This is a genomic window from Blastococcus sp. SYSU DS0552 (genome assembly GCF_054050815.1).
In genome coordinates this window covers 197,970-220,038 of record NZ_JBJHAB010000001.1, presented here as the reverse complement: position 1 = coordinate 220,038, position 22,069 = coordinate 197,970, and the positions used below count along the sequence as shown (strand labels likewise).

The following is a 22,069-nucleotide window of genomic DNA, read 5'->3' as shown; positions in this document are numbered from 1 at the left end:
ATGACCGGCGCCGTGACGTGGGCAGTCGGTCACGAGGCGGTTCGGCCACCGCGCGGCCCATGCCCTCAGGGTGGTGGGACGTCTCCCGGTTCGCGGGCCGCAGGCAGCTCCGCCACGACGCGGAGACCGCCGGCCGGGCGCGCGACGATGGTCAGCGTTCCGCCGTGCGCCCGCACGATGCCCTGGACGATCGCCAGGCCGAGGCCCACGCCCGCGTGGTCGGAGCGGATGCGCTCGGTGCCGCGCCGGAACGGCTCGGAGAGCGTCGAGACCAGCTCCGGATCGATCTCCTCGCCGGTGTTCTCCACGGTGAGCACCGCCGTCCCGGAGCGGGCGCCGGTTGTGATCCGCACCGTGCCCCGCTCGGGGAGGTTGTGGACCACGGCGTTGTGCAGGAGGTTCGTCGCCATCTGCAGCAGGAGCGACGGTGATCCGACCGTGGGGGCGGCGTCCGCGGAGGTCTCGATCGTGACGCCGTGCTTCTCCGCGAGCGGCAGGAGCGTCTCGGTGGCTTCCTCGGCCACGAGCGAGAGGTCGACGCGTTCCCGGGGGAAGGATCCTCCCTCGGTGCGGCTGAGCAGCAGGAGTGCGTCCGTGAGGTCGATCGCCCGGGCGTTGACGTCGTGGAGGCGGTCGACGAGCTCGGCCGGGTCGCGGTCCGGGTCCTTGCGGGCGACCTCCAGCAAGGTCTGCGTGATCGCCAGCGGGGTGCGCAGCTCGTGAGAGGCGTTGGCCGCGAACCTCTGCTGTTCGGCGACGTGCGCCTCGAGCCGCGCGAGCATCCCGTCGAAGGCGTCGGCGAGCTCCCGGAACTCGTCCTGACGGCCCGGCAGCCGGATGCGGTGGGAGAGCGACCCGGTCGCCGCCGTGCGGGTGGCCTCCGTGATGCGGCGCAGCGGGGCGAGCATCCGGCCGGCGAGGAACCACCCTCCCGCGAGACCCAGCACGAGCAGGAACGCCAGCGCAGCGGCCGCGCGCGGGACGAAAGCGCGCACGAGGTCCGACCGGTTCGGGACGAAGAGCCCCGGTTGGCGTCCCGGCCGGCCGGAGGTGACGAGCACGCCGTCGGGCACGTAGCGCAGCAGGAACACCCACACGACCGCCAGGAGCAGCGCCCCCGCGAGCACGAGGAAGCCGGCATAGCTGAGAGTGAGCTTGAGGCGGGCACTCGGACCGGGGGCCCTAGCCATGGTCCCCTCCCCCGGGTGCCGTGCCCGGTGCTGTGTCGATCCGGTACCCGACGCCCGGAACGGTGGCGATGAGCCACGGTTCGCCGAGGCGCTTGCGCAACGCCGAGACGGTGATCCGGACAGCGTTGGTGAAGGGGTCCGCGTTCTCGTCCCACGCGCGCTCCAGCAGCTCCTCGGCGCTGACGACGCCCCCTTCGGCGGCGACGAGGACCTCGAGCACGGCGAACTGCTTCCTGGTCAGCGCGACGTACCGGCCGTCCCGGTAGACCTCGCGCCGGAACGGATCCAGCCGCAGACCCGCGATCTCCCGCACGGGCGGCCGGTTGTGCGCTCGCCGGCGGTCGAGTGCTCGGAGCCGCAGGACCAGCTCCCTGAGCTGGAACGGCTTGGTGAGGTAGTCGTCGGCGCCGAGCTCGAACCCGGACGCCTTGTCGTCGAGCCGGTCGGCAGCGGTGAGCATCAGGATCGGCATGCCGCTGCCCGACGCGACGATGTGCGCGGCGATCTCGTCACCGGACGGCCCGGGGATGTCGCGGTCGAGGACCGCGATGTCGTAGGCGTTCACGCCCAGCAGTTCGAGCGCGGTCTCGCCGTCCCCGGCGACGTCGGACGCGATCGCTTCCAGACGCAGCCCATCGCGGATGGCTCCTGCCAGCAACGGTTCGTCCTCGACGATCAGCACGCGCACGCTGCCGAGGCTAGAGAACGAGCACGTATCGCCGGCATATCGAGAAACGCGTACGTGGTGGCAACGGAACCCTGCCTTGACTGCAGGCATGTCCCACAGCGACCACGTACGAACGAGAGCCGGGCGGGCCCGATCGACCATCGCAGTCGTCCTGGTACTGCCCATCGCCGCGATCGTCGGAGGGATCCTCGGGTACCAGGGGGTGGCAGCCCCGTCCTCGTCGGCAGCACCCGTCGTCCGGACGGACGGGGAGGAGCGAGCAGTCCCCGACGACGACGTCCGGAGCGGTTCGCCGTCCCCCGACCTGCGTCACAACCCGGATGCGCCCGACCGTCCCCGGCCGCTCGGCGTGACGGTCGACGACGGCGTCGTGCCCGACGGTGTGACGGTCTTCGACGGCGAGTTCCCGGCCGTGGCCAACCTCGATGCCGATCTCCTCGGCGCCCTCCGCAGGGCAGCGGCGGCTGCCGCGGGTGACGGGGTCGGGTTCACCGTCACCAGCGGCTGGCGTTCCCCTGCGTACCAGGAGCAGCTGCTCCGCGAGGCCGTCACCGAGTACGGCTCGGAGGAGGAGGCTGCCCGATGGGTGGCCACGGCGGAGACCTCCGCCCACGTGTCCGGGGACGCGGTCGACGTCGGCCCCTCCGAGGCACGGGCGTGGCTGGCCGAGCACGGGGCGCGGTACGGGCTGTGCCAGACCTACCGCAACGAGCCCTGGCACTACGAGCTGCGCCCCCGGGCCGTCGACGACGGCTGCCCCAGGCCGTACGCCGACCCCACCCACGATCCGCGGATGCAGCAGTGACCGGGGCTCCGTCCGGCTCGGTGACGAGCGCCGACGTCGAGCCGCGGTCGCCGCGCCGGCGGGAAGTCGTCCCTGACGCTGATGCCGGCAGCTGCGCCCAACTGCGTTGTTGCGGCCGCTCGCGCACGAGAGGATGGCCGGGTGAACACGCGGTCCACCTCATCCCGAGCCCTTGCCGCCCTGGTCGGCGGGGCGGCAACCGCCCTGTACTACGCCACGCCGGACTTCATCCCCTCGCGCACGACCCGCGGCTGGGCGAAGGCCGGGCTCACGGCCGTCGCCTTCGCGGCGTCGGTCCCCGACCTGCGGGCGACGCGGCGCACCGCCCCCGCTGGGCAGGAGCCCGACGGCGCGGTCACCCCGGCGCAGGCACTCCGTTCGCTGCCCGCCCGCAGCAAGGCCGTCATCGCCGGGTCCGTGGCCGCCGCACTCGCCGCGGGGGTCGGCGCGCAGCTGACCGCGGAGCGGTGGATGTTCCGCCGCGGCGAGGCACGGGCGGCGGCCGGGAAGCGACTGCCGCACACCGGCCCGGCCGTGGTGTACGGGGCGCTGTCGAGCGTGCTCTGGTTGTTCCCGTCGTCACCGGACACGCCCTGACGGGACGAGCCGTCGTCGGCGGGACGACCCCGCGAGCGACGCGCTGCCGGCCCGGGATCCACCCTCACGTGGGACGGACGTACGGCGCCACCGCTCCGGCCGGTCGCAGGGCCTGCGCGCGGTCGGCGAGCAGCTGACGGACCTCCTCGACGGTCCCCACCTCGAGGCACTCCTTCGCCACCTCGTCGCACGCGCGCAGGGCCAGTGCCCGCACCGCCGCCTTCACGCGCGGCACGGCGGCGCCCGCGACGCTGAGCTCCGTCACACCCAGGCCGAGCAGCAGGGGGACGGCCAGCGGATCAGCTGCCATCTCGCCGCACACAGCGACGGGAGCCCGACCGGCCGCCCGGCTGCCCACCTCGCCGATGAGGCGCAGAACGGCCGGGTGGAGCGGATCGGCCAGCGGCGCCACGGCCGGGTTCCCGCGTTCGACGGCGAGCGCGTACTGCGTGAGGTCGTTCGTCCCGATGCTGACGAAGTCCAGGTACGGCAGGAACGCCCCGACGGTCAGCGCCGCCGCCGGCACCTCCACCATGATCCCGATCCGCAGGGAGCTCGGCAGCCCCTCCGGGCCGGCCGCCCGGTCGAGCAGCTGCCGTGCCGTGATCAGCTCGTCGACGGCCGTCACCATGGGGAACAGGACGTTGACCGGCGCATGGCGCGCGACCTCGCAGATCGCGGTCAACTGCTCGACGAACAGCTCCGGCCGCGCGAGCGAGAGGCGCAGGCCCCGCAGGCCGAGATAGGGGTTCGCCTCGGAGGGCTGCCGGAGGTAGCGCAGCGGCTTGTCGCCGCCGACGTCGAGGGTCCGGATCGTGATGGGATGGCCGTCGAACGCCTCCGCCATCGCGCGGTACTCCCGCTCCTGCTCCGCCACGGACGGCGGGCGGTCCCGATCGACGAAGACCAGCTCGGTCCGGACCAGGCCGGCGCCGTCGGCTCCGGTCGCCGCCGCGGCACGGGCGTCGGCGACGGACGCGAGGTTGGCCGCCACCTCCACCCGGACGCCGTCCGCGGTGATCGCCGGGCGGGTCGCCTCGGCCGCCGAACGCTCCGCCTGCTCGGCGAGGCGGGCCGCCTCGCGCCGGTACTCCTCGAGGGCCTCGGGGGCCGGATCCACGACCACCCGCCCGGCCGCACCGTCGACGACGACCACCGTGCCCTCGGCCACGTCGAGGACCGCCGGGCCGGCGGCCACGACCGCGGGGATGCCCAGCGAGCGCAGCAGGATGCTCGCGTGCGAGGTGGCGCTCCCCCCGGCGAGGACGACACCGCGCACGGTGCGCGGGTCGAGCGCCGCAGCCTGCGCCGGGGTCAGGTCCCGGTCGAGCAGGACGCCGTCCACCGCCACCGGCACCGCCGCGGTGGCACCGCCCAGCGCGCGCAGCACCTGCTCCCCCACCGCCCGGACGTCCGCTGCCCGACCGCGCAGGTAGGGGTCGGGCAGCGTGAGCCAGCCCTGCTCCACCGTGCCGACCGCCGCCTCCCAGGCGGCCGGCGCGGAGGTGCCGGCGTCGATCCGCGACCGCGCCTCCCCCAGCAGCTCCGCGTCGTCGAGCAGCAGCAGGTGGGCCTCGAAGATCCCGGCCGCCGCCGCTCCGGCGCTCTGCAGCGCGCCGTCGCGGAGCCGCTCGACCTCCCGGCGGACGTCGGCCACGGCCTCGGTCAGCCGTCGCCACTCGGCGGCGGGGGGACCGGCTGGTCGGTCGGTGGGCGGCGGCGACCACGTGGGCAGCCGGCGGGCGGGGCCGATCCCGATCCCCGGGCCCGCGGGCAACGGTGTTCCCGGCGCGGGCGGCGCGTCACCGGACGGGGCGGCCTCGCCGACGTCGTCCACCTCGTCGAAGCGGCGTGCGGCCAGCGCCAGCAGGCGGTCCACCGCGGCGCGCGCCTGCCGTCCGGTCGCCGCCACCTCGACGACGTGCCCCTGGAGCGCACCCAGCGTCGCCACCCGGCTGAGGCTGGCCGCCGGGACCACCGCTCCGCCCGCCGTGAGGTTGCGCAGCGTCACCGCGGCGTCCAGCCGGCGCACCTCCGCGACCAGCCGGGCCGCGGGCCGGGCGTGGAGCCCGTGAAGGTTCTCGACGGTGAAGGTGGCGGTGACACCGGTCCCGTCCTCCCCGCGGGCCGGGCCTCCGGGTTCGTCGTCGGCACCCAGGTGCCCGGTCTTCGCCAGGAGCGCCGCCCGGGCCTCGGCGGCGACCTCCTGCCGGGATGCGCCACCGGCAGCCGCGACCGCCGCGACCACGAGCCCCTCGACCAGCGGTGCCGGGCAGAGCGTCACGCGGTCCCGGACGACGTCGTCGTCCAGCAGCTCCAGCGCCATCTCCGCGCTGAGCACCGCGCTGCCGAGGTCCATGAGGACCACCACGCCGGCGTCGCCGTCGACGCGCTGGATGGCTGCGGCGATCTGGACGGCGTCCGTGCCGAAGGTCGTGTCGCCGAGCCCGGCCGCGACCGCGATTCGGGGCTCGGCGCCGTGCACCATCTCCGTCGCCAGCGCGACGGCGGCCGTGGCCAGGGCCCGGCTGTGCGAGACGACCACGATCCCGACGCCCTGCGCTCCGCCACCGCTGGACGCCGTCATCCGCAGGGCGTCCCGTCGGCCGGCCCGGCCGCCACCGGATTCTGGACGCCACCCAGGGCCGTCGCCGCCGCGGCGACGAGCAGCGCCGCACTGGTCGCGCCGGGGTCCTGGTGCCCGGCGCTCCGCTCGCCGAGATAGCTGGCCCGGCCCTTGCGGGCCGGCATCGGGATCGTCGCGTCCCGCCCCGCGGCCGCACCCGCCGACGCCCGCTGCAACGCGGTGCCCCACGGCTGGCCGTCGGCCAGCGCCGCCTCCAGTGCGTCGACCGCCGGGGCCAGGGCGTCGTACATGGTCTTGTCCTGCGCCTCCGCCTTGCCACGGGCCACCACCCCCTCGAGCCCCGCGCGCAGCCCGGCGGCGAAACCGTCGGGGTCCACCGGTTCGGCGTCCCCGACGGCTCCGCCGAACCGGAGGAAGAAGGTTCCGTACAGCGGGCCGCTCGCCCCGCCGACGGTCGACACCAACGTCATGCCGACCTTCTTGAACAAGGCGCCCGGCGTGGTGGCCGCGCCCTCGTCGAGCGCAGTCACCACCGCGGTCATCCCGCGGTGCATGTTGGCGCCGTGGTCGGCGTCGCCGATCGCCGCGTCGAGCTCCGTGAGCAGGTCCTTGTTCTCGTCGACGAGCCGAGCGAAGGCCCGGACCCAGTCCGCCAGGTCGCCCGTCGTCATGCCGTCAGCCATCGGTCAGACCCCCCACCGCAGCGCCGGCGTCCGCACGGGCGCGTCCCACAGCGAGAGCAGGTCGTCGTCGACGCGCAGCAATGTGACCGACGTGCCGGCCATGTCGAGGGAGGTGATGAAGTTGCCGACCAGCGAGCGGGCGATCTGCACGCCGCGCCCGGAGAGGATCCGGTTCACCTCGTTGACCATGACGTAGAGCTCGATCAGCGGCGTCCCACCGAGGCCGTTGACGAAGCAGAGTACGCCGTCGCCGGAGCGGAACGGCAGGTCGTTGAGGACCGGCTCGACCAGCATGGCGGCGATCTCCCGTGCCGACGCCAGCGGGATGCGCTCGCGGCCCGGCTCGCCGTGGATGCCCACGCCGAGCTCCATCTCGTCGGGCCCCAGGTCGAACGACGGGTGCCCGACCGCCGGCAACGTGCAGCTGGTGAGCGCGAGGCCCATGCTGCGGCCGTTGGCGTTCACCGTCCGGGCCACGTCGGCGACCTCGTCCAGCGAGCGGCCCTGCTCGGCGGCGGCACCCGCGATCTTCTCCAGCAGGACGGTGACGCCGACCCCCCGCCGCCCCGCCGTCCACGTGCTGTCCTGGACGGCGACGTCGTCGTCGGTGATCACCGGGACCACCCGCGCCCCGGTCTCGGCCTCGGCCAGCTCCGCGGCCATCTCGAAGTTCATGACGTCGCCGGTGTAGTTCTTGACGACGTGCTGGACTCCTGCGCCGCCGTCGACCAGCTTCGTGGCCGCGAGCACCTGGTCGGGCACCGGAGACGTGAAGATCTCGCCGGCGCAGGCGGCGTCGAGCATGCCCAGCCCCACGAATCCGCCGTGCAGCGGCTCGTGGCCGGAGCCGCCGCCGGAGACGATGCCGACCTTGCCCGGCTTCGGCAGGTCGCCGCGGTGGATCACCTTGTTCGCGTGGTCGACCCGCAGGTCGGGGTGGGCGGCCTCGAAGCCCCGCAGGGCTTCCGAGACGACGTCCGCAGGGTCGTTGACGAGCTTCTTCATGACTTCGGTTCTCCTGGTGGCGTAGGGATCAGGAGGCCGTCGCGGGTGCGCGGGCCTCGTCGGGGGCGCCCACGTCGACGCCGGGCACGGCGGCGCGCCACGGCGGGCGTCCGCGCGATGACGGTGCAGGCGAGTGCGAGGCCCACCACGCCGTCGACACCGTCGCCGCCGTGCGGTGGTCCGCACGGACCACGGTGGCCTCGCCGGAGAACCCGACGACCGGACGCCGGGGCAGGGCCGTCTCGTCGAGCACGGGGCCTCCGCTTCACCGAAGACCATTCGACATCGTCGAATGTGTGACGTGGATTACTAGAGCGCGCCGGTGCTCGACAAGGCACGGCCACGCACCGGACGAGCGGGAGGGGCGGGCCGGTGATTCAGTCCGTCGACCGGGCGGTCCGGGTGCTGACGGCCCTGCAGGGCTCCCGCCGGATGGCCCTGTCCGAGCTGGCCGCCAGGCTCGAGCTGCCCCCGTCGACCGTGCACGGGCTGGTGCGCACCCTCGTCTCCCACGGGCTGGTGGCGCAGGAACGCGGGTCGGGCCGCTACCAGCTGGGCCCCGCCGTCCTGCGCCTGGGCAACGTCTACCTCGACACCATCGAGCTGCGCTCCCGCGCGATCCCGTGGGCCGAGGAGGTGGCCCGCCGGACCGGGTTCGCGGTGCGGACCGCCGTCCTGCTGCTCGACGACGTCGTGATCATCCACCACGAGCCGCGCCCCGACGGCAGCCGGCAGATGCCCGAGGTGGGGATCGTCATCCCCGCCCACGCCTGCGCCCTGGGCAAGGCGATCCTCGCCTTCTCCGGAGCGGCCGGACGGGGTGTGCTCCAGGAGCCGCTGAGGAGCATGACGGGCGAGACCCTCACCTCCGTGACGGAGCTCCGGGCCGAGCTGGAGGAGGCGCGCTCCACCGCTGTCGCCCTGGAGCAGGAGGAGGCTCTCCTCGGCGAGTGCGGGCTCGCCGCGCCGGTCTTCGATGCGCACGCCGATGTCGCCGGCGCCATCGGCGTCGTCGTCCCGTCGGCCGCCTGGCCGGTGGACGACTCCGTCCTAGGGGCGGTCCGGGAGGCGGCGCGGGCCGTCTCCCGGGAACTCGGCGCGCCGGGGTGGCCCGTGCACGGCGTCTAGCTCCTCACCGGTCCACCGGGCGCCTCACGAACGTGTCGCCAGGCCCTGCCGCAGCTCGCCCAGGGCATGCGCGAGGCTGACGCGGGGCTGCCAGCCCCACCCGCGCGCGCGGTCGGTGCGCAGCCGGCCGGTCCAGACCGGCTCGTCGGTCCACTCGGGCTCGACGCCCAGCGCATCGGTCACCGTGCCGAGGTAATCCCGCCAGGTCGCGGGCTCGCCCGCGACGATGACCGGGGTCGTACCGCCGGCGACCGGGCCCCGTTCCGCGTCGTCGGCGGTCGCGACGGCGCCCGTGGCGACGTCCGCGATCAGGGCCGCCAGGTCCTCGACGTGCACCCAGGCCCAGGTCTGCGCCGGGTTCGCCCGGCGGTTCCCGTCGCGGATCGCCCGCGGCCGCAGCGTGTTCCACACCGACGTCTCGCCGGCCCCCAGGATGGCCGGCGGGCGGACCAGCACGGTGGTGAGCCCGCTGATCTGCGCAAGCGCGGCGTCGGCGGCGTTCTTGGTGTCGGGGTAGTCGCCGCTCCCCTCGGGCAGGAGGGCGCCGTCCTCGGCCACGTCCCCGACGCCGGCCGAGCGGTCGTAGACCCCGGCCGTGGACACGTGGACGAGCCGGGCGACGCCGGCATCGCGGGCGGCCCGGGCGAAGGCCGACGTGCCCTCGACGCCCACCCGGTGCTGCACCTCCCGGGGCGAACCCATCGGGTGGACGGTCGTGACCACCGCGTCGACGCCCCGGGCCACCGTGCCGGCGAAGCCCTCGTCGGCGAAGTCACCGACGTGCTCGACGACCCCGTCGAGCGCGGGCGCACTGCCGGCGCGCCGGACGACGGCGCGCACCTGCGCCGAGCGCTCGACCAGCGCGCGGCACACCGCGGTGCCCACCAACCCGTTCGCACCGGTCACCACGACGGCGGGAGAGGTATCGGCCATGCCGTCCACCCTGCCAGCGACCCGACCTCGGCGCCTGCCGCGCGGGGCGGGGAGTGTCGGCAGCCGGCCGACGGGTAACGGGGGTCGATGCCCCCCTCCCCCTCGTCGCCCTCCGCCGCCGACGGGACCAGCGACCTGGCGGCGGTGCTCGCCGAGGTCGCGGACCGGTCCCAGCATCGCGCCGAGGAGGGCGAGGTCAAGGAGCAGCCCGAGGAGCTGACCTCGGCCGAGCCCGCCCGCTTCGCCCTGGCGCTCGCCGAGCTCGACGGGACCGAGCACGTCACCGGGGACGCCGACGTCGGCTTCGCGGTCCAGAGCGTCGTGAAGGTCTTCGCGCTCACGGCTGCCCTGCAGCGGGTGGGTGAGGAACTGTTCGAGCGGCTGGGCCGCGAGCCGTCCGGGGACCCGTTCAACTCGCTGATCCAGCTCGAGCACGAGATGGGCGTGCCGCGGAACCCGTTCATCAACGCCGGGGCCCTCGTGGTGAGCGACGTGCTGATCGACGTGGCGGACGATCCCGTCGGCTCGGTGGCCGGCCTCCTGGGCGAGCTGGTCGGCGACGAGCTGGTGGTCGACGAGACCGCACTCGACGCCGAGCGGGAGGGCAGCCACCTCAACCGCGCCATCGCCCATCTCATGCGGTCGTTCGGGAACCTGCACCACGAGGTCGACGAGGTCATCGAGCTCTACGCCCGCCTGTGCTCCCTCACGGTCACCACGCGGACGCTGGCCCGAGCCGCTCGTTTCCTGGCCAACGACGGCGTCGAGCCACGCACGGGAACCACGGTGCTCTCCGAGCCCCTCGCGCGCCGGGTCAACGCGCTGATGCTGACGTGCGGCACGTACGACGCGGCCGGCCAGTTCGCCTACGACCTGGGATTCCCGTGCAAGAGCGGCGTCGCCGGCGCGGTCATGGGCGACGTGCCGGGCCGGTTCGGTGTGTGCGCGTGGTCGCCGCCGCTGGACGAGAAGGGCAACTCACGAGCGGGACGGGCCGCCCTGCACCTGCTGTCGGAACGGCTCGACCTGTCCCTGTTGTGACCTGCCCCGGCCGCACCGGTACGGGGTGGGCGACCCTCCGCTCCGGCCAGGCGGACCCGGCCGTCCGGACGAGGTCCCGGCGCGATGGGCCGGCACCCGCATCCGGCCACGGCGCTCCGGCTCGGGGTCGCGGTGCCCGGAAGGGCTCCACCGACGGAGTGGCGACGGCCCGGGCCGCCGCGTGGCGGTCGGGTCCGAGGGAGCTGTCCCGGACCCGACCGCCGTGCGGGTCAGCGGCTGCCGCCCCCGATCATGGGGTCGTCGTCGGCTTCCCTGGTTCCCCGCTCCACGCCCTCGGTGGAGGTGCCAGCGGTGAAGCCGGCGGGGTCGGACTCGTCCACGACGACCTCGTCGCGCACCGCCTCCCTCGGCGGCTGCGGAACGACCGCGACGTCCTCCTGCGGGGGCTGTGCCTTCTCCTGGCCGCCGCCCTGACTGCTCCCGGACGCGGCGGCGGCAGCACCCGCGGCTGCCACGCCGGCCACCGCGGCCGCTCCCGCGGCGACGGCCTTGCCGGACACTCCCGCCTTCCCGCTGTCGCCGCGGGAGGTGAAGGCCGCGTTCACCCCGGGGGTGCCGACGTCCTCTCCGGGGTTGATCGTGCCGCGCCATCCGCCGGTGGCGTAGCCCTCGCTCTCCACGAGGGACTTGAAGCGCTGGAGGTCGGACTCCACCTGCCGCTCCACGACGCCGAGCTTGTCGCCGACCTTCTCCACGAGCCCTTCGGGCTCGTACTCCAGCGACAGGTGGACGAGGGTGGACCCTGCGCCGACCGGCTCGAACCGCACGGCGCCGGCGTTCGTCGCGCCCTCCTGCGCGGCCCAGGCGATCTTCTGGTCCGGCACCTGCTCGATGATGACTGCTTCCCACTCGCGCCGGACGCCCGCGATCTCCGCCACCCAGTGCAGGCGCTTGTCGCTGTGCTGGTGCACCTCCTTGACCCCGCCCATGAAGTACGGGAAGTCCTCGAACTGGGTCCACTGGTTGTAGGCCGTGGACACCGGTACGTCGACCTGGATCGACTTCTCGGCCTTGGTGGTCATCGCTGACTCCTTGTCACTGGTCGTCCGCTGTCGTAACCGCGCCACTCGGCTACCCCCGCCACGGACGGTCGATGCAGCGGCTCGCGGTCCGCGTCGACGTGCCATGGGCGCCTCGCGCCGGACCGGGCGGCCGAGCCGGCCCGGGAACCACCGGCCGGGTGGAGGACGTTGTCCCTGGGCCCCCACCGCCTGAGACGAGGAGCCCGATGACCACCCCGCTGCCGACCGGCACCGCCGGCGCCCTGGACGTGCGGGCCGACGAGGAGCTGTCCTTCCTGCTCTCGCTGGACCCCGCGGTGGTCGCCGTCCTCGGTGGCGTGCTCCTCGTGCTCCTGCTGGTCGCCGCGCTCGCCGGATGGCTGGTGCTCAGGCGCTTCCGGCGCAGCCCGCTCGCGGCCCGTGGCCGGGAGCTCGCCGCCCGCGGCCGGGTGCTCGGTGTGCAGGGGGCCACCGCCGTCGCCGCGCGCCGTCTGCCGCCGGGCCAGCGGCGCTCGGCCGCGGAGCTCCAGCTCGACGTCGCCCGAGCCCGGGACGGGCTGCGCCGCCAGGTCGTCGCGGCCCAGGCCGCCGGTGCGCATCTCGGCGACGTCCCCGAGCTGCTGCCGTCGCTGGAGGCCGAGGGCAGCCGCCTCGAGCAGCGCCTGCGGCAACGGGCGCTGTTCCCGAACCCGACGGAGCAGGCCGACCCGGAGCCGGAGGCCCGGGCGTACCTCGAGATGGTCGCCGACGTCTGCGACGCGGTGCGGCAGGCGGAGGACGTCGCGTCGGCGGCCGGGAGGGCGGCCACCGACGTCGCCGACGCGGTCGCCGCCCTCCGCGCGCACACCACCGCCTACCAGGAGCTCACCGCCCAGCCGGTGGCGCCGCCGCTGCCCCGGATCCCGTCCCCGTCGCCGGAACCCCCGGTCCGGGAGCCCACGCAGCGGTGAACGGATGGGCCCGGGGTACGGGCCCGCCGGCAGCGCGACCTGGACGGATCAGGGCACCGGGATGCCGCGACGCCACCGGGTGGACCATCGCCATGACGCGCGTCACACTCCTGTCGTCGAGGCGTCCACCGAACAGGAGCACCGGGCCATGCGCCGCTGCTTGATCGTCGCCAACCAGACCCTCTCCGCCGACGCGCTCCGGCGGGCCGTCCAGGACCGGATCACCGCCGAACCGCACGCGTTCCACCTCGTCGCGCCCGCCACCCCGGCAGAGGACGAGGTCGAAGGCCCCAGCGCCTACGCCGGCCTGGGGCCCTCCGTGACCGACCGCGCGTACGCGCTCGCCCGCCAGCGCCTCGACCGGGCGCTGGAGGACCTCCGCGCCCTGGGCGCCCAGGTCGACGGCGAGGTCGGCGACCCCGACGCGCTCCAGGCCGTGCGGGCCACCCTCGGCCACTTCCCGGCGGACGAGATCGTCGTCTCCACGCTGCCGCACACGCTCTCCCACTGGCTCCGCCGTGATCTACCGGCGCGGCTGCGCAGGAGCTGCGGCGTTCCGGTCACCCACCTCAGCGCCGACGCCGCCACGAGTACGAGCGCGTGAGGGCGCACGGCAGGCGGGTCGCAGTCGTCGCCTGAGCCGCCCGATCGAGGCGGAGGTGAAGGCGACACCGAACCGTCTGCAGCGAGCCATGGACGAACGCCTCGGGACGATGGGGACCGAGCACGCCGAGCACCGCACGATCGACATCCGAAAGCGCCAGCAGGTGCGCGTGAACTACCGGCTCCCCTGGGCCTGCACCTCCCCGTTCGCACCGATCCGAACCACCGAGATGGTGCGTCGGCAGCAACGCACGTAGGCGGCGCGAGCGTGCCAGGAGCGACATCGTGCCTCCGGCGGGCTCGACGCCGGCGACCCGTCCCGGGCACCGCGAGGTCCGGAGCGGATCACCCCTCAGCAGGTCTGCCCGGCCCGGCGGCGGGCCGGGAACCGGGGGCAGAGCCGCCGGCCGAGGCGGCCGTGGAGCCCACGGGGGCCGGGAGCGGCGGCGCCGACGTCGCCAGCCCCTCGAGCACACCGACCAGCTCGTCGATGCGCCTGTTCACCTCCCTGCGGAGCCGGGCGGCGAGGCGCTCCCAGTCCTGACGGGAGGGCGCCTGCTTCGGGGGCAGCTCCTCGAGAGCGGCACCGATCTCGGCGAGCGAGAGGCCGGCCTCCTGCGAGGCACGGATCATCGCGACCCGGCACAGGACATCGGCGAAGAAGCGGCGCTTCCCGGCGACTCGTTCGCAGGGCAGCAGGCCCTGGTCCGCGTACCAGCGCACGGCCGACTCCGCGATCCGCATGCGCGCGGCGACCTGGCCCACGGTCAGCCCGTCGACGTGCCAGTCGGCGTCCACGGGGCGAGCCTGGCACGTCTCGTTGCTTGCCCTCAAGTGCACGTGAGGTCCTAGCGTCGCCGTCCGCGGAGGTCCCGCTCCGCACCACACGGAAGGAGAGGACGGTGACCACGAGACGACCCACGGTGCTCACCACCGGGGCCACCGGGCGGGTCGGCCGCCACGTCGTGAGCGGCCTGCTGGAGCGCGGCGCCACAGTGCGCGCGCTCGTCCGCCACCCGGCCACGGCCGATCTGCCACCAGGCGTCGAGCTGGTGGCGGGTGACCTCACCGAACCGGCCAGCGTGGCAGCCGCAGCGGCAGGCGCGGACGCCGCGTTCCTGCTCTGGCCCAGCTTCTCCGCCGAGGGGGCGGCCGAGGTGGTCGAGACCCTGGCGGCGCACGTCCGGCACGTGGTCTACCTCTCGGCTGCCCGGTTGCAGCGCGGGCAGCGCGGGTCCATGCCCGGAGTGTGGGCCGACGTCGAGCGCCTGGTCGAGCGCAGCGGCTCCTCCTGGACCTTCGTGCGGGCCGGTGGCTTCGCCGCCAACACACTGGCGTGGGCGGACCAGCTCCGCTCCGGCGACACCGTGCGCCTGGCCTTCCCGCTGGCGGCACGGTCGCTGGTCCACGAACGCGACATCGCCGACGTCGCCGTCCGCGCCCTGCTCGACCCGGAACACGTCGGCCGCAGCTACGCCGTGACCGGGCCGGAGGTGCTCACGCAGGTCGACCAGGTGGGCCTCATCGCCAAGGCCACCGGACGGCCGCTGCAGATCGAGGAGCTGACCGCGCAGCAGATCATCGACTCCGCCGCTCCGGAGGAGCGCCCGATCCTGGAGGCGTCCCTGGCGCACTGGGCCACGCTGGTCGGCGATCCCGAGAACTCCACCGACGACGTCCTCGCGGTCACCGGTCGCCCGGCCCTGAGTCTCGCGCAGTGGGCCGAGGAGCACGCCGCGCAGTTCGGCCTGGTCAGGGCGTAGCTCCGGCGTCACCCCTCGGGACCGCCCTCGCACAGGAGGAGGCGGCCCCGGACGTCCGGGACCGCCTCCTCGTGAGGGCGCGCTGCGCCCTCGGTCAGCGGGTCGAGCAGGTGAGGTAGGCGAAGCCCTCCCGCGCCGCCTCGAAGGGGTCGAACGTGGGGTCGCCGAAGCGCGGGTCGTGCTCGACGACGAAGTACCGGGTGCTGCCGCCGGCCACCCGGAAGATCGGCGCGAAGTCGATGTCCCCGCGTCCGACGATCTCGATCCGCCGGTCGAGCTCCTCGTTCAGGTCCTTGACGTGGAACAGCCGGACCCGGTTGCCGTACTCCTCGATGATCTCGATCGGATCGGCGCCGGCGAAGACCGCCCAGTACAGGTCGAGCTGCGACACGACGTGCCGCCGCTCGGTGTGCTCCATGAGGATGTCGAAGGCGCTGCGGTCGCCGAAGGTGGTCTCGAACTCCCAGTTGTGGTTGTGGACCATGAGCCACTGCCCGGCCTGGCGGGCCTGCGCACCGACCGCGTCCAGGTACTCGGCGTAGGCGATCCACTCGGCCTCGGTCGTGAGCTGCGGGGTGCCACCGGAGCCGAAGTAGCGGACGCCCAGGACCCGGTTCTCCTCGAGGATCTGCGCGATGTCCGCCGGCTCGGCGTGCGTGCCGACGCCGACGTGCCGCCCGGAGGCCTTGAGCCGGTACTCCCGGAGCAGGTCGGCGTACTGCTCCGCGGTCATCCCGCTCAGGGTGAACGGCTCGACGTTGCGGTAGCCCATCTCGCTGAGCCGGCGGAGGACCTCCTCGTGACGGGCCTGCGTGGCGGCGTCGGTGCCGAAGCCGATGTACTCGGCGAACGTCCACAGCTGGACGGAGACCTTGCTCGCCGGCACGGGCCGCTCGGCGCAGTCGGAGGTCCCGGACGCCCCGGGCGCGGGCGGTGCCGCACTCGCCGTGCCGACGAGTCCCAGGAACAGCAGTGCGGACAGCGCAGCGAACAGCGCGGCCCGCAGCGTGTGGCGCAGGTTTCTCTTCACCTTCACGGATTCCCCTCGAGTGGCTGTGACGGCGCGCGTCATCGAGCGCAGTGAGCGCCTGTTCGGCGTGCCGTTCGTGACGAGATCTCGGGGGCCACCGCCGGACGACGACCCCTGAGGCCCCAGGTGTGTGCTGCGTCACGAAGCTAGCAATGCTTCTGCTCCGTCGGAAGCAGAAGTTCGTCAGAACCGGGCGCATGTGCTCCTCCCGCCGCCTACGCAGAGAGGGCATCGGTCCGCCGGACGTGCCCCGCCCGCGCGAGCCGGGAACAGTGGCCCCCGACCGGGACGACCGCGGCCCGGTGCAGCAGCGAGGGGAGACGCGTGTCGGTGGGCAAGCGCTTCGAGGAGCTCGCCTGGAGCCCCACGCCGATCGGCGAGCTCAGCCTCCGCCGGCGCCGGGACCCGGTGACCGGGGCCGACGTGTTCGAGGTCAAGCTGGGCGACGAGTTCTTGATGTCCTCCCTGTTCACGGTCGCCGAGGTGGAGGTCGCCCGGCTGGCCCTGGCGCGATTGGACGGCGACCGGCTGGACGTGGCGGTCGGGGGCCTGGGGCTCGGCTACACCGCCCAGGCGGTGCTCGCCGACCCCCGGGTCGCCGAGCTCGTGGTGGTCGATCTGCTGGAGCCGGTCATCGAGTGGCACGAGCAGGGGCTGCTGCCGCTCGGGCGCGCCGTCGCCGCGGACCCGCGGTGCCGACTGGTGCACGGCGATTTCTTCGCGATGGTCGCGGGAGACGGGTTGGACCCGGCGGCCCCCGGCCGGGTCTTCGACGCCGTCGTCGTGGACATCGACCACTCCCCCGGGCACCTGCTGGACGAGGGCAACGCACCCTTCTACCGCCCCTCGGGCATGCGACGGCTGGCCGCCCTCCTCCGGCCCGGCGGCGTCTTCTCGCTGTGGTCGAACGAGCCACCCGACGAGGAGTACCTGGCCGCGCTGTCGGCGGTCTTCGTCGACGTCGACGCGCAGGTGGTGAACTTTCCCAACCCGCTGCAGGACCGCCCCGCCGCCAACACGGTCTACCTGGCCACCGCCCGGGGGTGAGCGCGGCCGTCGCCGCCGAGACGTCGGGCGGCGCCGCCGGAACGTCCCGCCTGCCCGACGGGGTCCACCGGAGTGGCTCTCCGCGCGAGACCGCGCCACGATGGGCCCCCGCCGAACCTGGAGCCCGGTCTCCCGACCGGCAGACGGCCGGTCAGCGAGAAGGATCGACCATGGTCATGCCGGCCACCGTTGCGCGGTCGAAACCGGGAAGCAGCGCAGCCGCCTCGTCCAGTCCGATCGTGCGTTCCACCAGCCGCTCGGGGTCGAGCGCCCCCTGCTCGATGAGGGCCAGCATCCCCGGGTAGTCGGCCGCCGCCATCCCGTGGCTCCCGAGCAGATCGAGTTCCCAGCCGATCACCCGCTCCATCGGGACCCGGGGGTGCCCGCCGACGGGTGGCAGCAGCCCGACCTGGACGTGCCGGCCCCGACGGCGCAGGGCGAGGATGGCGTCGGCACAGGTCTGCTCGCTGCCCACGGCGTCGACGGCGACGTGGCTGCCGCCACCGGTCAGGTCGCCGACCACGGCGGGGACGTCGATGCCATCCGCCCGCAGGGTGTGCTCCGCGCCCAGCGCGGCGGCGACGTCGAGCGCCTCGGGATTGCGGTCCACCGCGACGACCCGGCCGCCCAGCGCGCGGGCGATCATGACCGCGCTGAGGCCCAGACCGCCGGCGCCGAGCACGGTCACCCACTCCCCCTCTCGGACCCGCGCACGGCCCACCAGGGCGCGGTACGCCGTGGCGAACCGGCAGCCGAGGCCCGCCGCGGCCGCGAACCCGACGTGGTCGGGGATGCCCACGAGGTTGGTGTCCGCGGCGTGCAGGGCCACGTACTCGGCGAACGATCCCCAGTGGGTGAAGCCCGGCTGCTGCTGATCGGGGCAGACCTGGGCCTCCCCGGCCCGGCACCACGCGCACCGGCCGCAGCCGCAGACGAACGGCACGGTGACGCGGTCACCGATCCGCCAGCGACGGACACCGGCACCGAGCTCCACCACCACACCGGCGAGCTCGTGCCCCGGTACGTGCGGGAAGGCGATGTCGTCGTGGCCTGCCCAGGCGTGCCAATCACTGCGGCACATCCCGGTGGCCATCACCCGCACGACCACCCCGTTCGCCGGCGCGGCGGGCACCGCCACCTCCCGCACGAGGGGCTGTGCCCGGACAGCATCGACGACCATGGCGCGCACCCCGCCATGCTGCCAGCCCGCGGGAACCGGCCGGGAACGCCTCGCCCAGAGCGGCGGAGTGGCCGGCCGCTGCCGCACGGGTGCGACGGTCAGGCGCCTCCGGTGGTGCGCCTCGTCACCGCACCGGACCGCCCGCGGGGCGTCGGCTCCTGCGCCGCTTCCCGGCGGCGGGTCTCGTCGATCCACGCGTCGATGCCCTCCCACCAGTGGTAGAGCCAGTCGACCTGCTCGGTCGCCTCGCGCGGCACGTCGGCCGCCGGGACGAACCACCAGCGCAGGTGCAGCGTCTTGTCCATGGGCAGGCCCCGCCACAGGTCCCGCACGGTGTTGAGGTGCTCCAGCCCGGTGTGCGCGACGAAGACGACGTCCGCGTGCGGGGCCGCCTGGAGCGCCGCGGCGACGCCGGCCGGCCGCGGCGGCAGCACGTGCTGCATCGCCTCGGCCCGGCGGACCGCGGCGAGCAGCCCCCGGGAGCGCAGCCGCTCGATGGCCCGGAAGCGACGCTGCGGGGTGAAGTTCGCCCCCTCGGGGAAGACCAGGAGGGCGTCCTCCTCGCCGAGCCCTCGGGCCAGGTCGGCGATCGCCCGCACGGAGGCCTCGGAAGCCCCCGGCCCGGCCGCGACGAAGTGGTTGGGCAGCCGGTTGAGGTAGAGGTCGATCAAGGGGTCGAGCTGGAGGAAGTCCTTGAGCACGATCCGCGGCCGGCGGAGGTGGTCGCGGTTCATCAGGGTGTGCACGAGCAGGAGCGAGTCCCCCGGCCCCGCATGGCGGGAGAGCACGATCATGGCGTTCGTCGAGCCGGGCTGGCCGTCGTCGAGCGGTGACCAGGACGCGCCGTCGGTGATCAGCCGCAGGGCGAAGATCCGCTGCGCCACCCGCATGAGCACGTCGAGGAGCACGCGCAGGACGGTGTAGTGCGCCCTCCGGTAGGCCGACCGGGTCAGCAGGCCCGCCCGCCGCAGCGTCCACAGCACCGCGCCGGCCGCCTGGCCGGCGACCTGCAGCGCCACGTACACCAGCACGAAGAGCAGCAGTCGCAGCGCCCGCCAGCGGCCGGGGAGCCACACCGAGACGATCGCCGCCACGAGTACCAGCACGGGCAGCAGCACGATCCCGGCCACGAGGGCACCCAGCAGGAGGGGGCCGGCGAGGCGGCGCACGGGGCGCGGTGGGAGCACGTCAGACCGTCCGGTCGTCGGACGGGTGGGTCCGCGCCAGGTGCTCCAGGGCGGCGTCCCGGGCCCGGTCGATCCGGCTCCGCACACCGGAGAAGTCGCGGTAGCGCAGGTTCCGCAGGTCACCGGCCGAGGGCTCGGCCTGCTCCCCCGAGGGCAGGACGTGCAGCGCCACCCCCGAGGGCAGCGCCGCGAGGTCGGCGGCGAACCGGTGCCGCCGGGCGATCTCGAACGCCACCGTCGCGACCTCCCAGGGCCGGGTCGGTGGGCGCAGCGGCCGGTCGATCCGCCCGACGTGGAGCACGTAGATGGTGTCGGCGCCCAGCGCCACCGCCCGGCCCACCGGGATGCTGTGCACCAGCCCGCCGTCCAGGTAGTGCTCGCCGTCGAGCTCGACCGGCGGGAGCAGACCCGGCACCGCGCAGGACGCGAGCACCGCCGGGACCAGCGGCCCGTCGGAGAACCAGTGCTCGGCGGCCCGCTCGATGCTGGCGGCGACGCATTGGAACGGGACCCGCAGCTCGCCGAAGGTCTCCACCGGCAGGTGCCGGGCGAGCAGGTCGCGCAGCGGCTCCCGCGGGTGCAGGTGGGTGCGCGTGCGCACCAGCGTCCCGACCCGCGCGAGCACGGAGCCGGCCAGAACCCCCTCGGATGCCAGCTCCTCCCAGACGGCGCGCATCCGGTCCACCGCGGCCGGCGTGGGGTCGGCCGCGACGAGCGCGCCGTTGATGGCGCCCACCGACGTGCCCACGATCAGGTCCGGGCGGATTCCGTGCTCGAAGAGGGCCTCGAGCATCCCGACCTCGGCCGCTCCGAGCACTCCCCCGCCGCCGAGGACGAAGGCCGTGCCTCCTCCACCGGCCGGCACCTGCGTCGAAGCCATGGCCGCATCCTGCCAACTCCCTGCCCGGCCGGCCGGACGTGCGGGACCCGGCACCGCTCCGGTACCGACGACGCGGCGGGGAACCCCGCCGTCCAGCGGATCGGGTCACGTGAGCGCGGCGAGCACCTTCGTGACGCGGCGGGCGCTCGTCTCCGGAGTGCGGGCACCGGCCACCGACTCCGCGTGCGCCCGCTGCTTGCTGTACGAGAGGGATGCCCAGGCGTCGGCCGCGGCGGGGTGGGCGGCGAAGGCCTCGGCGAGCGCGGGCGGGAGGTCCACCGTGCGCGGCGCGTCGTCGACCTCGAGCCGCACCTCGACCTCGTCCCCCGCCCCACGGCCGGTGGCCGCACGGGTCGCGGCGCTGAAGGTCACGAGGAACCGGCCGCCCATCGAGGCGGTGGTCGTGCGGTAGGTGTGGCCGCCGTCGACGGTGACGACCACGGGCACCCGCGCACCGCGGCCGAAGCTCCGCAGCACGTCGTCGGGAACGACGATGCCGACGTTGTTCCCGCCGCTCGCCCAGAGGGTGGTGCGAAAGGTGGCCGAGGTGGTGGGGGTGCTGGTCATGAGGGCTCCTGCCGTTCCGCGTCGCTCACGAGCGGTAGACCCCCGCCGCCACCCGTTCTCATCGGTCCGGTCGGCCGACCGCGAGCGGGCGGGATCGACGCACGCCCCCTCGTGCGCGGCGCGGTGCGTCTCCGGTCGCCGACCTGCGACGGAGGGAGGAACGTAGGGCAGGTCGTCGCCGCATGGCGTTCCAGCCCGGACGGAGGTCGCGTGGCACGTGTCCACCTGCTCGCCACAGGCGGCACCATCGCCAGCCGGCAGGGGCCCGAGGGGCTCGCGGCCGTCACCCCCGCAGCCGAACTGCTCGAGGCGGCCGGTCCCCTGGCCGGCCTGACCGTGACGACGAGCGACCTCGGCACCGTCGGCAGCTTCGCGCTCACGACGTCCGACCTGCGGGAGCTGGTGGCCGAGGCGCGACGCTGCCTGGCCGGCGGGGTGGACGGCGTCGTCCTCACCCAGGGCACCGACACCATGGAGGAGTCCGCGTACCTCGCCGACCTCGTCCACGACGACTCGCGCCCCATCGTCTTCACCGGGGCGCAACGCCCGTTCGACAGCCCGGCTCCCGACGGTCCCGCCAACCTCGCCGATGCGCTGCGGGTCGCCGCCTCCCCCGCCGCGCGGGACCTCGGCGCCCTGCTCTGCTTCGACGGCCTGGCCTTCGCCGCCCGCGGGGTGCGCAAGGTCGACACATTGCGCAGCGGTGCGTTCGGCGCTCCCGGGCGTGGGCCGGTGATCCGGCTGGCCGGCGAGTCGGTGCTGCCGCTGGCCACGCCCGCGCGCCGCCCACCCCTCCCGCTCGACCTGCGGTCGGAGCTGCCCCGCGTCGATGTCGTGGCCTGCTACCTGGGCGCGGACGCGTCGCTGCTGCACGCGGCGGTGGCCGCCGGCGCCGCGGGCGTCGTCGTGCAGGCCTTCGGCGCCGGCAACGTCCCCCCGGCGATCGCCGAGGCCGCCGAGGAGCTCGTGGCCCGCGGGATCCCCGTCCTGGTGTGCTCCCGGGTGGCATCGGGCCCCGTGGCACCGCTCTACGCCGCCGGCGGAGCCCGCCTAGCGCGCGGCGGGGCCGTGTTCGCCGGTGATCTGAGCCCGTGGCAGGGGCGGCTGCTGCTGGCGGCGGCGCTCGCCCTCGCCCCCGACGATCCGCAGCGGGTCCTGGACCAGCACCTCACCGGCTGAACCC

General features: G+C 74.7%; 24 protein-coding genes. 10 read left to right on the top strand and 14 right to left on the bottom strand.

Annotation, left to right across the window (positions count from 1 at the left end; genetic code table 11):
• Nucleotides 1–65: 65 nt before the first annotated feature.
• Together ACI8AG_RS01080 and ACI8AG_RS01075 are read right to left on the bottom strand one after the other, a co-directional pair.
• On the bottom strand, nucleotides 66–1,190 hold the full coding sequence (locus tag ACI8AG_RS01080; protein WP_456595580.1) for a sensor histidine kinase: 1,125 nt from the start codon (nucleotides 1,188–1,190) through the stop codon (nucleotides 66–68).
• On the bottom strand, nucleotides 1,183–1,878 hold the full coding sequence (locus ACI8AG_RS01075) for a response regulator transcription factor (RefSeq protein ID WP_456595579.1): 696 nt from the start codon (nucleotides 1,876–1,878) through the stop codon (nucleotides 1,183–1,185). The genes ACI8AG_RS01080 and ACI8AG_RS01075 overlap by 8 nt, the downstream gene beginning before the upstream one ends.
• A gap of 88 nt (nucleotides 1,879–1,966) precedes the next feature.
• On the opposite strand from ACI8AG_RS01075, the gene ACI8AG_RS01070 reads away from it, so the two are divergent.
• Together ACI8AG_RS01070 and ACI8AG_RS01065 are read left to right on the top strand one after the other, a co-directional pair.
• Nucleotides 1,967–2,683, top strand: coding sequence for a M15 family metallopeptidase (locus ACI8AG_RS01070; protein WP_456595578.1), 717 nt, complete (start codon nucleotides 1,967–1,969; stop codon nucleotides 2,681–2,683).
• Between the two features lie 141 nt (nucleotides 2,684–2,824).
• A complete protein-coding gene (locus ACI8AG_RS01065; protein WP_456595577.1) occupies nucleotides 2,825–3,280 on the top strand; it encodes a hypothetical protein in 456 nt (151 codons plus the stop codon).
• Between the two features lie 64 nt (nucleotides 3,281–3,344).
• Here ACI8AG_RS01065 and ptsP read toward each other — a convergent pair whose 3' ends face one another.
• The 4 genes from ptsP to ACI8AG_RS01045 are packed head-to-tail and all read right to left on the bottom strand — an operon-like array spanning nucleotide 3,345 to nucleotide 7,808.
• The gene (gene ptsP, locus ACI8AG_RS01060) at nucleotides 3,345–5,867 is read right to left on the bottom strand and encodes a phosphoenolpyruvate--protein phosphotransferase (RefSeq protein WP_456595576.1); all 2,523 of its coding nucleotides are present in this window, start codon (nucleotides 5,865–5,867) and stop codon (nucleotides 3,345–3,347) included.
• Nucleotides 5,864–6,550: a dihydroxyacetone kinase subunit DhaL gene (gene dhaL / locus ACI8AG_RS01055; protein ID WP_456595575.1), complete on the bottom strand. Its 687-nt coding sequence runs from the start codon at nucleotides 6,548–6,550 to the stop codon at nucleotides 5,864–5,866. The genes ptsP and dhaL overlap by 4 nt, the downstream gene beginning before the upstream one ends.
• 3 nt (nucleotides 6,551–6,553) lie before the next feature.
• On the bottom strand, nucleotides 6,554–7,555 hold the full coding sequence (gene dhaK / locus ACI8AG_RS01050) for a dihydroxyacetone kinase subunit DhaK (protein ID WP_456595574.1): 1,002 nt from the start codon (nucleotides 7,553–7,555) through the stop codon (nucleotides 6,554–6,556).
• A gap of 28 nt (nucleotides 7,556–7,583) precedes the next feature.
• Nucleotides 7,584–7,808 (bottom strand): hypothetical protein, encoded by a 225-nt coding sequence (locus ACI8AG_RS01045; protein WP_456595573.1) that lies wholly within the window; start codon nucleotides 7,806–7,808, stop codon nucleotides 7,584–7,586.
• A gap of 119 nt (nucleotides 7,809–7,927) precedes the next feature.
• On the opposite strand from ACI8AG_RS01045, the gene ACI8AG_RS01040 reads away from it, so the two are divergent.
• Nucleotides 7,928–8,683 carry an IclR family transcriptional regulator gene (locus ACI8AG_RS01040; RefSeq protein WP_456595572.1) on the top strand — a complete coding sequence of 252 codons (756 nt, stop codon included), beginning with the start codon at nucleotides 7,928–7,930 and terminating at the stop codon, nucleotides 8,681–8,683.
• Between the two features lie 24 nt (nucleotides 8,684–8,707).
• Here ACI8AG_RS01040 and ACI8AG_RS01035 read toward each other — a convergent pair whose 3' ends face one another.
• A complete protein-coding gene (locus ACI8AG_RS01035; RefSeq protein WP_456595571.1) occupies nucleotides 8,708–9,616 on the bottom strand; it encodes an NAD-dependent epimerase/dehydratase family protein in 909 nt (302 codons plus the stop codon).
• An 87-nt stretch (nucleotides 9,617–9,703) separates the two neighbouring features.
• Here ACI8AG_RS01035 and glsA point away from each other — a divergent pair, with 87 nt between their 5' ends.
• Complete coding sequence (gene glsA / locus ACI8AG_RS01030; RefSeq protein ID WP_456595570.1) at nucleotides 9,704–10,657, top strand: glutaminase A; 954 nt, start codon at nucleotides 9,704–9,706, stop codon at nucleotides 10,655–10,657.
• Nucleotides 10,658–10,887: 230 nt separating this feature from the next.
• Here glsA and ACI8AG_RS01025 read toward each other — a convergent pair whose 3' ends face one another.
• Nucleotides 10,888–11,700 (bottom strand): SRPBCC family protein, encoded by an 813-nt coding sequence (locus tag ACI8AG_RS01025; RefSeq protein WP_456595569.1) that lies wholly within the window; start codon nucleotides 11,698–11,700, stop codon nucleotides 10,888–10,890.
• A 206-nt stretch (nucleotides 11,701–11,906) separates the two neighbouring features.
• Here ACI8AG_RS01025 and ACI8AG_RS01020 point away from each other — a divergent pair, with 206 nt between their 5' ends.
• The 3 genes from ACI8AG_RS01020 to ACI8AG_RS01010 all read left to right on the top strand — a co-directional run bounded on the left by ACI8AG_RS01020 (nucleotide 11,907) and on the right by ACI8AG_RS01010 (nucleotide 13,489).
• Nucleotides 11,907–12,629, top strand: coding sequence for a hypothetical protein (locus tag ACI8AG_RS01020; protein WP_456595568.1), 723 nt, complete (start codon nucleotides 11,907–11,909; stop codon nucleotides 12,627–12,629).
• Between the two features lie 148 nt (nucleotides 12,630–12,777).
• Nucleotides 12,778–13,233, top strand: coding sequence for a hypothetical protein (locus ACI8AG_RS01015; protein WP_456595567.1), 456 nt, complete (start codon nucleotides 12,778–12,780; stop codon nucleotides 13,231–13,233).
• A gap of 88 nt (nucleotides 13,234–13,321) precedes the next feature.
• Nucleotides 13,322–13,489 (top strand): hypothetical protein, encoded by a 168-nt coding sequence (locus ACI8AG_RS01010; protein ID WP_456595566.1) that lies wholly within the window; start codon nucleotides 13,322–13,324, stop codon nucleotides 13,487–13,489.
• A gap of 88 nt (nucleotides 13,490–13,577) precedes the next feature.
• Here ACI8AG_RS01010 and ACI8AG_RS01005 read toward each other — a convergent pair whose 3' ends face one another.
• Complete coding sequence (locus tag ACI8AG_RS01005; protein WP_456595565.1) at nucleotides 13,578–14,030, bottom strand: MerR family DNA-binding protein; 453 nt, start codon at nucleotides 14,028–14,030, stop codon at nucleotides 13,578–13,580.
• 104 nt (nucleotides 14,031–14,134) lie between these two features.
• Here ACI8AG_RS01005 and ACI8AG_RS01000 point away from each other — a divergent pair, with 104 nt between their 5' ends.
• Nucleotides 14,135–14,995, top strand: coding sequence for an SDR family oxidoreductase (locus ACI8AG_RS01000; protein ID WP_456595564.1), 861 nt, complete (start codon nucleotides 14,135–14,137; stop codon nucleotides 14,993–14,995).
• Between the two features lie 94 nt (nucleotides 14,996–15,089).
• Here ACI8AG_RS01000 and ACI8AG_RS00995 read toward each other — a convergent pair whose 3' ends face one another.
• A complete protein-coding gene (locus ACI8AG_RS00995; protein ID WP_456595563.1) occupies nucleotides 15,090–16,031 on the bottom strand; it encodes a sugar phosphate isomerase/epimerase family protein in 942 nt (313 codons plus the stop codon).
• Nucleotides 16,032–16,349: 318 nt separating this feature from the next.
• Here ACI8AG_RS00995 and ACI8AG_RS00990 point away from each other — a divergent pair, with 318 nt between their 5' ends.
• Nucleotides 16,350–17,072 carry a spermidine synthase gene (locus tag ACI8AG_RS00990; protein WP_456595562.1) on the top strand — a complete coding sequence of 241 codons (723 nt, stop codon included), beginning with the start codon at nucleotides 16,350–16,352 and terminating at the stop codon, nucleotides 17,070–17,072.
• Between the two features lie 151 nt (nucleotides 17,073–17,223).
• On the opposite strand, the gene ACI8AG_RS00985 is transcribed toward ACI8AG_RS00990, so the two are convergent.
• The 4 genes from ACI8AG_RS00985 to ACI8AG_RS00970 form a co-directional block, all read right to left on the bottom strand.
• On the bottom strand, nucleotides 17,224–18,252 hold the full coding sequence (locus ACI8AG_RS00985) for a zinc-dependent alcohol dehydrogenase family protein (protein ID WP_456595561.1): 1,029 nt from the start codon (nucleotides 18,250–18,252) through the stop codon (nucleotides 17,224–17,226).
• A gap of 98 nt (nucleotides 18,253–18,350) precedes the next feature.
• Nucleotides 18,351–19,439 (bottom strand): 1-acyl-sn-glycerol-3-phosphate acyltransferase, encoded by a 1,089-nt coding sequence (locus tag ACI8AG_RS00980; protein ID WP_456595560.1) that lies wholly within the window; start codon nucleotides 19,437–19,439, stop codon nucleotides 18,351–18,353.
• Between the two features lies 1 nt (nucleotide 19,440).
• Nucleotides 19,441–20,319 (bottom strand): patatin-like phospholipase family protein, encoded by an 879-nt coding sequence (locus tag ACI8AG_RS00975; protein ID WP_456595559.1) that lies wholly within the window; start codon nucleotides 20,317–20,319, stop codon nucleotides 19,441–19,443.
• A gap of 105 nt (nucleotides 20,320–20,424) precedes the next feature.
• Nucleotides 20,425–20,886: a DUF1905 domain-containing protein gene (locus ACI8AG_RS00970; RefSeq protein WP_456595558.1), complete on the bottom strand. Its 462-nt coding sequence runs from the start codon at nucleotides 20,884–20,886 to the stop codon at nucleotides 20,425–20,427.
• Between the two features lie 210 nt (nucleotides 20,887–21,096).
• Between ACI8AG_RS00970 and ACI8AG_RS00965 the strand changes: the two genes are divergently transcribed.
• Nucleotides 21,097–22,065 carry an asparaginase gene (locus ACI8AG_RS00965; RefSeq protein ID WP_456595557.1) on the top strand — a complete coding sequence of 323 codons (969 nt, stop codon included), beginning with the start codon at nucleotides 21,097–21,099 and terminating at the stop codon, nucleotides 22,063–22,065.
• The last annotated feature ends 4 nt before the right edge of the window (nucleotides 22,066–22,069 follow it).

Coding starts and splice junctions, on each gene's coding strand:
- ACI8AG_RS01080 (WP_456595580.1), bottom strand. CDS start 1,190: ATGGCTAGGGCCCCCGGTCCGAGTGCCCGCCTCAAGCTCACTCTCAGC.
- ACI8AG_RS01070 (WP_456595578.1), top strand. CDS start 1,967: ATGTCCCACAGCGACCACGTACGAACGAGAGCCGGGCGGGCCCGATCG.
- ptsP (WP_456595576.1), bottom strand. CDS start 5,867: ATGACGGCGTCCAGCGGTGGCGGAGCGCAGGGCGTCGGGATCGTGGTC.
- dhaL (WP_456595575.1), bottom strand. CDS start 6,550: ATGGCTGACGGCATGACGACGGGCGACCTGGCGGACTGGGTCCGGGCC.
- dhaK (WP_456595574.1), bottom strand. CDS start 7,555: ATGAAGAAGCTCGTCAACGACCCTGCGGACGTCGTCTCGGAAGCCCTG.
- ACI8AG_RS01035 (WP_456595571.1), bottom strand. CDS start 9,616: ATGGCCGATACCTCTCCCGCCGTCGTGGTGACCGGTGCGAACGGGTTG.
- glsA (WP_456595570.1), top strand. CDS start 9,704: ATGCCCCCCTCCCCCTCGTCGCCCTCCGCCGCCGACGGGACCAGCGAC.
- ACI8AG_RS01025 (WP_456595569.1), bottom strand. CDS start 11,700: ATGACCACCAAGGCCGAGAAGTCGATCCAGGTCGACGTACCGGTGTCC.
- ACI8AG_RS01020 (WP_456595568.1), top strand. CDS start 11,907: ATGACCACCCCGCTGCCGACCGGCACCGCCGGCGCCCTGGACGTGCGG.
- ACI8AG_RS01015 (WP_456595567.1), top strand. CDS start 12,778: ATGCGCCGCTGCTTGATCGTCGCCAACCAGACCCTCTCCGCCGACGCG.
- ACI8AG_RS01010 (WP_456595566.1), top strand. CDS start 13,322: ATGGACGAACGCCTCGGGACGATGGGGACCGAGCACGCCGAGCACCGC.
- ACI8AG_RS00985 (WP_456595561.1), bottom strand. CDS start 18,252: ATGGTCGTCGATGCTGTCCGGGCACAGCCCCTCGTGCGGGAGGTGGCG.
- ACI8AG_RS00975 (WP_456595559.1), bottom strand. CDS start 20,319: ATGGCTTCGACGCAGGTGCCGGCCGGTGGAGGAGGCACGGCCTTCGTC.
- ACI8AG_RS00970 (WP_456595558.1), bottom strand. CDS start 20,886: ATGACCAGCACCCCCACCACCTCGGCCACCTTTCGCACCACCCTCTGG.